The organism is Sagittula salina, assembly GCF_017813235.1.
Lineage (GTDB): Bacteria > Pseudomonadota > Alphaproteobacteria > Rhodobacterales > Rhodobacteraceae > Sagittula > Sagittula salina.
On record NZ_JAGISH010000003.1, the window covers coordinates 347,285 to 359,811 of the forward strand.

At 67.5% G+C, this 12,527-nt stretch carries 13 protein-coding genes; 8 read left to right on the top strand and 5 right to left on the bottom strand.

Features of this window, described 5'->3' with window-relative positions:
- Window positions 1-66 precede the first annotated feature (66 nt).
- Entirely contained in the window at window positions 67-909 is an 843-nt protein-coding gene (locus J5474_RS07900) for an LOG family protein (protein ID WP_209360264.1), read from the bottom strand.
- A 250-nt stretch (window positions 910-1,159) separates the two neighbouring features.
- Between J5474_RS07900 and dapD the strand changes: the two genes are divergently transcribed.
- From dapD to J5474_RS07940, 8 genes are all read left to right on the top strand, one after another.
- The gene (dapD, locus tag J5474_RS07905; RefSeq protein ID WP_209360265.1) at window positions 1,160-1,987 is read left to right on the top strand and encodes a 2,3,4,5-tetrahydropyridine-2,6-dicarboxylate N-succinyltransferase; all 828 of its coding nucleotides are present in this window, start codon (window positions 1,160-1,162) and stop codon (window positions 1,985-1,987) included.
- A gap of 97 nt (window positions 1,988-2,084) precedes the next feature.
- Window positions 2,085-2,408: a hypothetical protein gene (locus J5474_RS07910; protein ID WP_209360266.1), complete on the top strand. Its 324-nt coding sequence runs from the start codon at window positions 2,085-2,087 to the stop codon at window positions 2,406-2,408.
- A 139-nt stretch (window positions 2,409-2,547) separates the two neighbouring features.
- Window positions 2,548-3,687, top strand: a complete 1,140-nt coding sequence (gene dapE / locus J5474_RS07915; protein WP_209360267.1) for a succinyl-diaminopimelate desuccinylase — start codon at window positions 2,548-2,550, stop codon at window positions 3,685-3,687.
- Window positions 3,684-4,100 (top strand): GNAT family N-acetyltransferase, encoded by a 417-nt coding sequence (locus J5474_RS07920; RefSeq protein WP_209360268.1) that lies wholly within the window; start codon window positions 3,684-3,686, stop codon window positions 4,098-4,100. Before dapE ends, J5474_RS07920 begins: the two co-directional genes overlap by 4 nt.
- Window positions 4,097-4,660, top strand: coding sequence for a TIGR04282 family arsenosugar biosynthesis glycosyltransferase (locus J5474_RS07925; protein WP_209360269.1), 564 nt, complete (start codon window positions 4,097-4,099; stop codon window positions 4,658-4,660). Before J5474_RS07920 ends, J5474_RS07925 begins: the two co-directional genes overlap by 4 nt.
- Before the next feature lie 345 nt (window positions 4,661-5,005).
- Complete coding sequence (gene rnr / locus J5474_RS07930) at window positions 5,006-7,312, top strand: ribonuclease R (protein WP_209360270.1); 2,307 nt, start codon at window positions 5,006-5,008, stop codon at window positions 7,310-7,312.
- 87 nt (window positions 7,313-7,399) lie between these two features.
- The gene (locus tag J5474_RS07935) at window positions 7,400-8,098 is read left to right on the top strand and encodes a helix-turn-helix transcriptional regulator (RefSeq protein WP_209360271.1); all 699 of its coding nucleotides are present in this window, start codon (window positions 7,400-7,402) and stop codon (window positions 8,096-8,098) included.
- 69 nt (window positions 8,099-8,167) lie between these two features.
- Entirely contained in the window at window positions 8,168-9,562 is a 1,395-nt protein-coding gene (locus J5474_RS07940; RefSeq protein ID WP_209360272.1) for a lytic murein transglycosylase, read from the top strand.
- 20 nt (window positions 9,563-9,582) lie between these two features.
- On the opposite strand, the gene J5474_RS07945 is transcribed toward J5474_RS07940, so the two are convergent.
- The 4 genes from J5474_RS07945 to J5474_RS07960 form a co-directional block, all read right to left on the bottom strand.
- Entirely contained in the window at window positions 9,583-10,023 is a 441-nt protein-coding gene (locus J5474_RS07945) for a rhodanese-like domain-containing protein (RefSeq protein ID WP_209360273.1), read from the bottom strand.
- Window positions 10,024-10,147: 124 nt separating this feature from the next.
- Window positions 10,148-10,627, bottom strand: a complete 480-nt coding sequence (locus J5474_RS07950; protein ID WP_209360274.1) for a hypothetical protein — start codon at window positions 10,625-10,627, stop codon at window positions 10,148-10,150.
- A complete protein-coding gene (locus J5474_RS07955) occupies window positions 10,627-11,121 on the bottom strand; it encodes an RNA pyrophosphohydrolase (protein WP_209360364.1) in 495 nt (164 codons plus the stop codon). The genes J5474_RS07950 and J5474_RS07955 overlap by 1 nt, the downstream gene beginning before the upstream one ends.
- A 62-nt stretch (window positions 11,122-11,183) precedes the next feature.
- Window positions 11,184-12,524 (bottom strand): S41 family peptidase, encoded by a 1,341-nt coding sequence (locus J5474_RS07960; RefSeq protein ID WP_209360275.1) that lies wholly within the window; start codon window positions 12,522-12,524, stop codon window positions 11,184-11,186.
- Between the last annotated feature and the right edge of the window lie 3 nt (window positions 12,525-12,527).

Genomic DNA, 12,527 nt, shown 5'->3' on the forward strand with positions numbered 1-12,527 from the left:
CGTGGCGTGACGGAGTAGGCTGGACGGACCCCGAGGCCCGGTCAGGATACGGCCAGGACCCCTAACTCAGCGGCCGGGAAGCGCGCCCCGGCGCGGCTGCTCCACCCAGGCCTCGATGATGTCGATCGCCTCCTGTGCCGAATCGACCAGGGAGAAAAGATCCAGATCGGTGGCGCTGATGGTGCCCGCGTCCGCGAGAGCCTCCCAGTTGATGATCTTCTGCCAGAAGTCCTTGCCGAACAGCAGGAAGGGGACCGGCCGCATCCGCCCCGTCTGGATCAGGGTCAGCGATTCGAACAGCTCGTCCAGCGTGCCGAACCCGCCGGGAAAGACGCAAACCGCCCGCGCGCGCATCAGGAAATGCATCTTGCGAATGGCGAAGTAGTGGAAGTTGAAGGCAAGGTCCGGCGTCACGAAGAGGTTCGGCGCCTGCTCGTGCGGCAGCACGATATTGAGCCCGATGGAAACGCCCCCCTCTTCCGCCGCGCCGCGGTTGCCCGCCTCCATAACGCCGGGGCCGCCGCCCGTCGCCACCACCCATTCGCGGTTACCACTTTCCAGCGACTTGCGCGTTATCAGCCGGGCGAACTGGCGCGCCTCCTCGTAGAAATGGGACAGCTCGGCCAGCGTCTGCGTCCGCGCGGTGTGCTTCTCCTCTGGTGCGGGAATGCGTGCGCCACCGAACAGCACGACCGTTGAATCGATCTGATGTTCGTCCATCAGCATTTCGTACTTCAACAGTTCCAGCTGCAGGCGCACCGGGCGCAGCTCGTCCTTGGCAAGGAATTCCTCGTCGGCAAAGGCCAGCCGGTAGCTGGGCGACCTTGACTGCAGCGTCTCGGGGACGTGGCGCGCGGTCTTGATATCGCTGCCTGCATCGCGAAGCGGATTGCTGCGGGCGTCGGTCATTCTGGGTCTCCTGCGGGTGTTCTTCCGGTCGGGCCGGTGCGCCCCTGCGGCGCGGACACCTTGTCCTCGCATCAGAAGTATAGCGTCGCGTGAAGAAGGGCCAGCGGCGCGCAAAAAATGAACGCGGGCCGCGCCCCGCGCCTGAGGCCAAAGCGCGCGGCGCGGCCACCGCGTGCGCGAACGCATGGACGCGCAGGACACGCGTCGTTATAGCGACCCGGAACAATCTTGCGCGAAGGGGAGAGGATCCATGTCCAACGCACAGCTGGAAGCCGCCATCGAAGCCGCCTGGGAGGCGCGCGACACCATCACCCCGTCGACGACGGGCGAAACCCGCGAGGCCATCGAGGACACGCTGAACGCGCTGGACTCCGGCGCGCTGCGCGTCGCGGAAAAGCAGGCCGACGGGTCCTGGCACGTCAACCAGTGGGCCAAGAAGGCCGTGCTGCTCGGCTTCCGCTTCAAGGACATGGAACAGCACGACGGCGGCCCGCAGGGTGCCGGCTGGTGGGACAAGGTCGATTCGAAGTTCAAGGGCTGGGGCGACAACCAGTGGAAGGCCGCGGGCTTCCGCGCGGTGCCGAACTGCGTCGTGCGCAAGTCCGCATACATCGCGCCGGGCGTGGTGCTGATGCCGTCCTTCGTCAACCTCGGGGCGCATGTGGGCGAGGGTACGATGGTCGACACCTGGGCCACCGTCGGGTCCTGCGCGCAGATCGGCAGGAACGTGCACCTTTCGGGCGGCGTCGGCATCGGCGGCGTGCTGGAACCGATGCAGGCCGGCCCGACCATCATCGAGGACAACTGCTTTATCGGGGCGCGCTCCGAGGTGGTCGAGGGCTGCATCGTCCGCGAGGGTTCCGTGCTGGGCATGGGCGTCTTCATCGGCCAGTCGACCAAGATCGTCGACCGCGAGACCGGCGACGTCATGTACGGCGAAGTGCCCCCCTACTCGGTGGTCGTGGCGGGCTCCATGCCGTCGAAGAACGGCGTCAACCTCTACTGCGCCGTGATCGTGAAGCGCGTCGACGAGAAGACCCGCTCCAAGACCGGCATCAACGAACTGCTGCGCGACTGATCGGCGCCGAACGGCACCATGGGGGGGCGGTCCGAACTGGCCGCCCCTTTGCGTTGGCGCGCTTGACAAGCGGGGCGCGGCGGATGAAGAGCGGCGCATGGAAAAGAAGCCCCGCATACAACAGGTCTACACCCTTCTGGTCGAAGTCGGCCGCAAGGCCGGGGACGGCCTGCCCAAGGACGCCACCGGGGCGGCGCTGATGTGCTACGCCTCCGGCGTGGACGAGGCCGAGGCCGTCCGCGAGACCGTCGCCATCCTCAAGCAGGCCGATATGGCGCCGCTGGATGTCACCGGCTACGGCACCCGTGAGGAGCGCGTGGCCCAGGGCCACGAGATCGAGGACGACGAGGCGGAGCTGATGGACCGCGCGCTGGCGGAGAACGCCGTGATCGTGGCGCAGGTCTCGCCCTTCTTCGACTGACGCACCCCGCCGCGCCCGTTTTTCCAGAAAATTCGCCCCCGCCCTGACAGGCGCGCAATGCCGACCCCATCCTTGGGGCCAGCCATTTGCCAACCGTCGCGGGGCGCGCTAGCCATGGGCCGACATTCCCGGAGGACCCATGACCGATCCCGTAGACCTCACCGCCCGCCTCGTCCGCTGCCCCTCCGTCACGCCCGAAGACGGCGGCGCGCTGGTGCTGCTGCAGGACCTGCTCTCCGCCGCGGGTTTCGACTGCACGCGGGTGGACCGCAACGGCACGCCGAACCTCTTTGCCCGCTGGGGACAGAAGGGCCACGTGAGGACCTTCGGCTTTAACGGCCACACCGACGTGGTGCCGATCGGCAATCGTGACGACTGGAAGCATGACCCCTTCGGCGCCGAGATCGAGGGCGGCATGATGTACGGGCGCGGCACCACCGACATGAAATCCGGCGTCGCCGCCTTTGCCGCCGCCGCCATCGATTTCGTCACCCATACGCCGCCCGACGGCGCGGTGATCCTGACCATCACCGGCGACGAAGAGGGGGAATCGACCGACGGCACCACCGCCCTGCTCGACTGGATGTCGACGGAGCAGGAGCGCATGTCGGCCTGTATCGTGGGCGAACCCACCTGCCCCGACCACATGGGCCAGATGATGAAGATCGGGCGGCGCGGGTCGCTGTCTGCATGGTTCACCGTGACCGGCAAGCAGGGCCATTCCGCCTATCCGCATCGCGCGCTGAACCCGTTGCCCGCCATGGCGCGGCTCATGGACCGGCTTGCCTCGCACGAGCTGGACAAGGGCACCGACCACTTCGACGCCTCGACGCTGGCGGTGGTGACCATCGACACCGGCAACCCGGCGACGAACGTGATCCCGGCGCAGACCCGCGCCTGCGTCAACATCCGCTTCAACGACCTGCACACGGGCGCGGCGCTGTCGGACTGGCTGCGCTCGGAGGCGCGGAAGGTCGACGCGGAATACGGCACCGCGACGGAGGTCCGGGTGAAGATCTCGGGCGAGAGCTTCCTGACACCGCCCGGCGACCTTTCCAACCTCGTGGCAAAGGCTGTGGAGGCGGAGACCGGCCAGCGCCCGGAGCTGTCCACAACCGGCGGCACCTCGGATGCGCGGTTCGTCAAGGACCATTGCCCGGTGGTCGAATTCGGCCTCGTCGGTCAGACCATGCATGCGGTGGACGAACGCGTCTCCGTCGAACAGATTAGCCAGCTAAAGGCGATCTACACCCGGATGCTGCGCGACTATTTCGCATGATGGTCGAGATCACGCAGAACCTGCGCGACCCGCACCACGTGCGCCGTGTGGTCTTCATCGAGGAACAGGGCTTCACCGAGGCGGAGGAATGGGACGACCGCGACGGCGATGCCGTGCAACTGGTGGTTCGCGACGCGGGCGCGCCGGTGGCCTCCGCCCGACTGCTGCGCGATGGCACAACAGGCAAGATCGGCCGCATCTGCGTGCTGAAGCCCTACCGAGGCCGGGGTCTTGGCGCGGCCATGGTCGACTTCGGCATCGCGCATTTCCGCGCCACGCCGGGCGTCACCCGCGTCTACCTCAGCGCGCAGACCCACGCCCTGCCCTTCTACGAAGGCCTCGGATTCCGCGCCTATGGCGATGAATACCTCGACGGCACGGTGCCGCACCGGGACATGGACCTGCCCCTGTGACACCGACCCTGATCGTCATGCTGAAGGAACCGCGCCCCGGACGGGTCAAGACGCGGCTTGGCCGCGACATCGGGCAGGTGGCCGCCTGCTGGTGGTTCCGCCATCAGGTCGCACGGCTCCTGCGGCGGGTGGCGGACCCGCGCTGGCACCTGGTGCTGGCCGTCGCCCCCGACGCCGCCGTGGTATCCCGCGCGTGGCCCTCCCATCTGCCGCGCATTCCGCAGGGCGGCGGCGACCTAGGTGCCCGCATGGCCCGCGCGCTGCGCCGCTTTCCCGGCCCGGTCTGCGTGATCGGCGCGGACATTCCCGGCATAGGCCGGGCGCAGGTCGCGCGGGCTTTCCGGGCACTGGGGTCGTCCCGGGCGGTCTTTGGCCCCGCGCCGGACGGCGGATACTGGTTGGTTGGCGCACGGCACCCCGCCCGACTACCGCCGGGCTTCATGCGCGGGGTGCGCTGGTCGACCGAGCACGCGCTCCGCGACACGCGCGACACACTGCCGGGCTGGCGGGTGGCGGAGGTCGATGTGCTGGCGGACGTGGATCGGGTGACGGACCTCTAAGGCTGCCAAGCCGGCCCTGCCACCTTCGCGTGGGGAGGTGTTTTCAAGGCGAGGACGCAGGGGCGCGGCGCGGGATTTAGCTTCTGGTCACGGGTGTCTTACCGTACGTTAAATGTTGTCAGCTGACAATTTGTCCCGCATCCAGATCGACCCGCATGGGATTTGCCGCAGGCAAATCGAACCGCATGTGACTTCCTCCGCAAAAAATTCGACGCACATGAGGATTTTTTCCAAATGCAATTCCACCCGCATGGGGATTGTTCCGCATGCAATTCGACCCGCATGGGGACTGTTCCGCATGCAATTCGACATGACGAGGCCGGGGTGCCGTGCTACCTGAGAGCCATGAGCACACTGCCGACAAAACAGGAGATCCTCGACTGGATTTCCGGGAACCCGACCCTCACCGCGAAACGCGACATCGCCAAGGCCTTCGGCATCAAGGGCGCCGCGCGGATCGACCTCAAGCGAATCCTGCGAGAGCTGGAGGACGAGGGGCACCTCGAGAAGCGCAAGAAGACCTACCGCGACCCGGATCGCCTGCCCCCGGTCAGCGTGCTGCAGGTGAAGGCGCCGGACGAGAATGGCGATCTCTTTGCGGTGCCGCTGGAGTGGCATGGCGAGGGCGTGGAGCCGACGGTTCTGATCGTCACCAAACCCTCCGACCCGGCGCTGGGTGAAGGCGACCGCATTCTCGCGCGGTTGCAGGTGGTGCACGAGGCAGATCACAACTACGAGGCACGGCTGATCCGCAAGATCGGCACCTCGCCGCAGCGCGTGGTGGGGATCTTCCGCAAGGGGGCGGAGGGCGGTCGCATCCTGCCCATCGACAAGGGGTCGGACCGCGAATGGATGGTGGGTCCCGACGCCACCGGCGGCGCGAAGGACGGCGAGCTGGTCGAGGCGGAGCAGGCCGGACCCAAGGGCCGCATGGGCCTGCCCAAGGCGCGCATCGTGTTGCGGCTGGGCGACCCGACAGAGCCGCGCGCAGTCTCGCTCATCGCCATTCACCAGCACGGCATCCCCGACGACTTCCCGGCGGATGTGCTGGCAGAGGCCGACGCGGTGAAGCCCGCCGGGCTGAATGGCCGCGAAGACCTGCGCGACCTGCCTTTGATCACCATCGACCCGGCGGATGCGCGCGACCGCGACGACGCGGTGCATGCCCACGCCGACGACGATCCGAAGAACCCCGGCGGCTACGTCATCTGGGTCGCCATCGCCGACGTGGCGCATTACGTCACGCCCGGTTCCGCGCTCGATCACGAAGCGCGCAAGCGCGGGAACTCGTCGTACTTCCCCGACCGCGTGGTGCCGATGCTGCCCGACCGGCTGTCGGGCGACCTGTGTTCGCTGCACGAGGACGTGCCGCGGGCCTGCATCGCGGTGCGCATGGTCATCGACGCGCAGGGCGAGAAGCTGGGTCAGCGCTTCGTGCGCGGGCTGATGCGGTCGCAGGCCTCGCTGCCCTACCGAGACGTTCAGGCCGCCGTCGATGGCGCCCCCAACGATAAGACCGCACCGCTGGTCGAGGACGTGCTGAAGCCGCTATACGCCGCCTACGAATTGCTCAAGGGCGCGAGCGCACGCCGACAGCCGCTCGACCTCGATCTGCCGGAGCGCAAGATCGTGCTGTCGGACGAGGGCAAGGTTCTATCGGTTGATTTCGCGGAGCGGATGGACGCGCACCGGCTGATCGAGGAATTCATGGTGCTGGCCAATGTTGCCGCCGCCGAAACCCTGATCGCCAAGAAGACGCCGCTGCTGTTCCGCGTGCACGAGGAACCGCCGCCGGACAAGCTGGAAAGCCTGCGGGAAACGGCGGGCGCGGCCGGTCTGACCCTTGCCAAGGGGCAGGTGCTGCAGACCCGCCACCTGAACGCGCTGCTGCGGCAGGCGGAGGGCACGCCGGAGGACGAGCTGATCAACATGGCCACGCTGCGGTCGATGACGCAGGCCTATTACAGCCCGAAAAACTTTGGGCATTTCGGCCTCGCGCTTCGGAACTACGCGCATTTCACCTCGCCCATCCGACGCTATTCCGACCTGATCGTGCACCGCGCGCTGATCTCGGCGCATGGCTGGGGGCCGGACCGGGGCAAGGACGGCCTAAGCGCAGAGGACATCGATCGGCTGGAACTGACCGGGCAGCAGATCTCCGACACGGAGCGGCGGTCGATGATGGCGGAGCGGGACACCACGGACCGATACCTTGCCGCATTCCTGTCCGACCGGATCGGGGCGGAGTTCCCGGGCCGCGTGTCGGGCATCGCCAAGTTCGGCCTGTTCGTGAAACTTGATGAGACCGGCGCCGACGGGCTGGTGCCGATCTCCACGCTGGGCAACGAGTATTTCAACTTCGACCGCGACAATGGCACGCTGGTGGGGTCCGAAAGCGGGCGGGTGATCGCCCTGGGCATGAAGGCCAAGGTGAAGCTGAAGGAGGCCGCGCCGGTCACCGGCGGCATTGCCTTTGAACTTCTGGAGCTGGAGGGCGAGCCCTACGAAAGCAGCGGCGGCGGCCGGGGGCGTGGCGGATACCGGCGCGGCGGCAAGCGCGGGCCCTCACCCCAGCGCAAGGCAGCAAAGGCGCGGGCCAAGGACGCGAAGGTGAAGCGCAAGGTCTCGCGGCAGCGGCGCCAGAAGACGTGACCGGCTGACAACTGCCGGCGACAAACAGGATTGCCGCTGACAATCGCTGACTGCAGGGTGCGGGACATGGTGTAGCATTGCGCCACCATGTCCCGCACTCACCGCCTGTTCCAGTTGATGACGGCGCTGCGCCGCCTGCCCTCGCCCGTTACCGCACAGCGGCTGGCGGAGGAGACCGGCGTTTCCACCCGCACGCTGTATCGCGATATCGACACCCTGCGCGAACTGGGTGCGGTGATCGACGGCGAGGCGGGCTATGGCTACACCCTGGTCGAGGACGCGCACCTGCCGCCGCTGGGGTTCGAGGACGACGAGCTGGAGGCGCTGATCCTCGGGCTGAAGGAGGTGGCCTTTGTCGGCGACCCCGCGCTGGCGGAGGCGGCCACGACCGCGCTGACGAAATTGCGCGCGCGGCTGCCCGAACGACAGGCGCACCGGCTGCGGCACGCGGTTCTGACGGCACACCGCTTTGCCCCGCCGCCGGCCCCCACCATCGACGCGGGCGCGTTGCGCCGCGCATGCTGGGACGAGGAGCAGGTCGCCTTTGACTACGCCGACCGGCACGGGGCAGAGACCCGCCGCGAGGTGAAACCGCTGGCGATCATGCTGTTCGACAAATCGCACTGCCTGCTGGCGTGGTGTCTGCTGCGGCGGGATTTCCGCGCTTTCCGGCTGGATCGCATGACAGGGCTGGCGCGCACGGGCCAGTCCTTCCGGCCCGACCGGGTGCCAATGCTGCGCACCTACCGCGACGCCATGGACGCCCGTTTTCGCCAATGGGGGTGATCCCCCTATCTCGGGAAACGGAATCGCGGTAGACTTGCTTCAAAATATAATGAGCAGCAGAGATTGACCATGATCAGGCAGATCGCCTTTGGGCTGGGGGGCTTCCTCCTTGGCTGTGCCCCGCTGTACGCGGAGCCGCTGGACGTGTCGTTGCGCCCGCAGGCGCGCGTGCGGGTCGTCGTGACGGATATCGAAGAGGTGGTGAGCCGGGCGCTTGCCATGGATGCGCGGCTGGCGGCGCTGTCGGCGCCGGGCACGTCGCTGCGGCCAACGGTGCGCCCCGCCGCGCTGCATCGCGTCGCGGCAGTCGCGCTAGTCGCCGCCCCCACGGCCGGGCCGCATGGCGGGACAGAGGCCGGGTTTCATCGCTGGATCAATGACTTCCGCCCCCGTGCACTGGCGCAGGGGATCAGCGCGCGCACGTTTGACCGGGCCTTTGCCGGGGTGCGGTTCGATCCGGCCATCGTGGCAAAGGACGAAAAGCAGGCCGAGTTCGTCAAGGGCATCTGGAGCTATCTCGACAGCGCGACTTCTGACAGCCGGGTAGAGAACGGTCGTGCCATGCTGCGCCAGCACGGCGCGCTTCTGGACCGGATCGAACGGACCTACGGCGTCGACAAGGAGATCGTGCTGGCGGTCTGGGGCATGGAATCGGCCTATGGATCCTATCGCGGATCGGAGAACGTGGTGGAGGCCATGGCAAGCCTTGCCTACGACGGACGACGGGCGAAGTTCTTTGAAACCCAGCTGGTTGCGGCGCTGCAGATCCTCGAGGCGGGCGATACCACGCCCGCGAACATGAAGGGATCATGGGCCGGCGCCATGGGGCACACGCAGTTCATGCCGACCTCCTTCCAGTCGCTGGCGGTCGATTTTACCGGCGACGGACGGCGCGACATCTGGGGCGACGATCCGGCGGATGCGCTGGCCTCTACCGCGCATTACCTGGCCAAGAACGGCTGGGTGACGGGGATGCCCTGGGGCATGGAGGTGCGGCTGCCCGCGCAGTTCGACTATACCGCGATGGACACGGACCGGATGCCATCGGACTGGGCACGGCTGGGCGTCGTCGGCATGGACGGGCGGCCGGTGCGGGACTTCGGCGCGGCGCGCGTGCTGTTGCCCGCAGGTCATCGCGGCGCGGCCTTCCTCGTGTCGAAGAACTTCCGCGTCATCAAGCGTTACAACGCCGCCGATGCCTATGCGCTTGGCGTGGCGCATCTGGCGGATCGCATCGCGGGCGGGGCACCGTTTCGCGGCGCCTGGCCGCGCGAGGACAGCCCGCTGACCTCCGACCAGCGCAAGGAACTGCAGGCGCGGCTGACGGCGGTGGGGTTCTCCACCGGGGGCGTCGACGGGCGGCTGGGGCCGAATTCCATCGCCGCGATCCGGGGCTATCAGGCGCGCCGGGGGCTGGTGCCGGACGGCTACGCCTCGATGGAGCTGCTGAAGAAGCTGCGCTGAGGGTAGCAGGTCCGGGGGCGTTATTCCGCCGCCAGACCTTCGACTTCGGCGATCGAGGACGGTTCCGCCCCCGTCGCCAGAGCGAAACCTTCGTCGAGCCATCCGGTGATACCGCCGATCATCAGCTTTACAGGGCGGCCCAGCCGCGACAGGCGCAGCGCGGCCTTGTCCGCGCCGTTGCAATGCGGGCCAGCGCAGTAGACCACCGTCAGGAGGTCGGCGGGCCAGTCGGACATGCGGTGCGCCGTCATCTTGCCGTGCGGAATGTTGATCGCGCCGGGTACGTGACCATCGGCATAAAGCGCGGGGCTGCGTACGTCGAAGACCACGAAATCCGTCGCGCCTTTGGACAGGCTGAAATGCACGTCCCAGCAGTCGGTTTCAAAGGCCAGTTTGGCCGCAAAGTGCGCCTCTGCCTCGGGCGCGGCGGCGGCGGGGGTTTCGGCAACGGCGGACGGCATGAGGCTTCCTTTCGAGGGGCCGGAGTATCGCCGCAGGATGGGCACGCGCGCGGGCGTTCGGCAACTGCAAAGACCGCGCCAGGGGCTGCGCGCGCGCCGGAATCGCCGCTTTGACGGGCGTTTCTCAGGGTTGGCGGGGTTCGCAGGGCCCGCCGGCGAAGCACTGAAAGACGCGGTCCAGATCCTCCCGCGAGGGGTTGGCAAAGATGTATGCGCCGCAGGGGTCGGCGGTGGCCACGTGGCGGTGCGGTTCGCGTTGCAGGAACAGGAGGTAGGTGCGGCCGCTTTTTGGCTGGGCGCACCACGGCCCGTAACAGAGCACCTTCAGCGCGACGCTGCCCTGAAAGGGTTTCGTCCAGCCGTCCGTGTCCAGCGTATGCCCCACCAACTGCCCGCGCAGCCATGTTTCGGGCGGGGTGTCGGCGCTGTCCTTGTGCGATTGCGGCAGGCGGCTCGCGTCAAAGTCGAGGCGGCCCACGGCGGCGCCCCAGCGCTCTGGCGCGGCGTCGACCTTCAGAAAGGTGCGGACGGGATCGGGTGGCAGGCAGGACAACGCACTGGCCTCCGTGGCGGCGAGCGCCGCAAGGAAGGCCAGCCAGCGCATTAGAAATGGTCCGAGAAGATGTCGAGCACGCGGGCATAGACGGCGCGCTTGAAGGGCACGATGTCGCGCAGCACTTCGTCCGGCGCGGACCAGCGCCATTCGGAGAATTCCTGGTGGTCGTCGGCGTCGATGCGCACGTCGGCGTCGGTGCCGTGGAAGCGTAGCAGGAACCATTTCTGCTCCTGCCCCTTGTAGCGGCCCTTCCAGATGCGCGGCACGATGTCATGCGGCAGGTCGTAGGCTATCCAGCCGTCGGTCTCTGCCTCCACCGTCACCAGATGCGGCGGCACGCCGGTTTCCTCCTGCAGTTCGCGCAGGGCGGCGGCGCGCGGGGTTTCCCCCTTGTCGATGCCCCCCTGCGGCATCTGCCAGGCGGGCGGCTCCGAGGGCTGCTGGTCCATGCGCCGACCGACAAAAGCATGGCCTTCGGCGTTCAGCAGCAGCACGCCCACGTTGCGGCGGTATGGCAGGGCGGCGATTTCGTCGGCGGTCAGGGTCTGGGTCATGGCAGGGTCCTGCAAAGGCAAGGGGCGGGGTTTCCCCCGCCCTACCCGTTTCAGTCCTTCGGCGCCAGCTTCGACAGCCCCTTCAGGATGTCGATGGCATAGGCCAGCTGGTAATCCTCGTCCCGCAGCTTGGCGGCCTGCTCGGCCTTCTCGCGGTCGGCCTTGATCTGTTCGATCTCTTCCGGCGTAAGCGAGTCGTTTTCGAGGCTGCCGCGCAGGTCGGCCTCCGAACGGGAGAAGACGTTGGTTTCCTCCTCTTCCTTCGGCTCCGCGTTGGGATCCCGGCGCGGCTGTTCAACAACGATGTCGGGCGACACGCCGAGGTTCTGGATCGAGCGGCCCGAGGGCGTATAATAGCGCGCCGTGGTCAGGCGCATGGCGCCGTCACCCTGCAGTGGCATCACCGTCTGGACCGACCCTTTGCCAAAGGATTTGGTGCCGACGACGATGGCGCGGTGGTGATCCTGCAGCGCGCCCGAGACGATCTCGGATGCCGAGGCGGAGCCGCCGTTGATCAGCACGACCAGAGGCTTGCCCGAGATCAGGTCGCCCGGCGTCGCATTGTAGCGGTCGCCGTCCACCGGGTCGCGCCCGCGGGTCGAGACGATTTCACCGGCGTCGAGGAAGGCGTCGGAAACCTTGATCGCCTGGGTCAGCAGGCCGCCGGGGTTGTTGCGCAGATCGAGCACGACGCCGTTGACCTTGTCCATCCCGCCGGCTTCCTCGACCTGCTTGGCAAGACCCTCCGCGAGGTTCGGGTAGGTCTGATCGTTGAAGGTGGTCACGCGCAGCACGACGGTATCGCCCTCCGTGCGGGCGCGCACGGCGGTCAGCTTGATCGTGTCGCGGATGATCGACACGTCGAAGGGCTCTTCCTCGCCCTCGCGCACGACGGAAATAAGGATTTCCGACCCGACCGGGCCGCGCATCAGGTCGACCGCCTCGTCCAGCGTCAGGCCCAGAACGGATTCACCATCGACGTGGGTGATGAAGTCGCCCGCCTCGATCCCGGCCTCCATCGCCGGGGTGCCGTCGATGGGAGAGACGACCTTGACGAACCCATCCTCTTGCGTGACCTCGATCCCCAGACCGCCGAATTCGCCACGCGTCTGCACGCGCATGTCGGCGGCATCGTCGGGCGGCAGGTAGGAGGAGTGCGGATCGAGCGATGTCAGCATCCCGTTGATCGCTGCCTCGATCAGCTTCTTCTCGTCCACGTCCTCGACGTACTGCGAGCGGATGCGCTCGAAGATGTCACCGAAGAGGTCGAGCTGCTGGTAGACGGAGGGGTCGTTTTCCTGCTGTTGCGCCAGCAGGGGACCAACGAATTGCGTGGTTGCCACCACGGAGGCCAGACTTCCCGCGAGGGCGGCCATCACGAATTTCTGCATTTC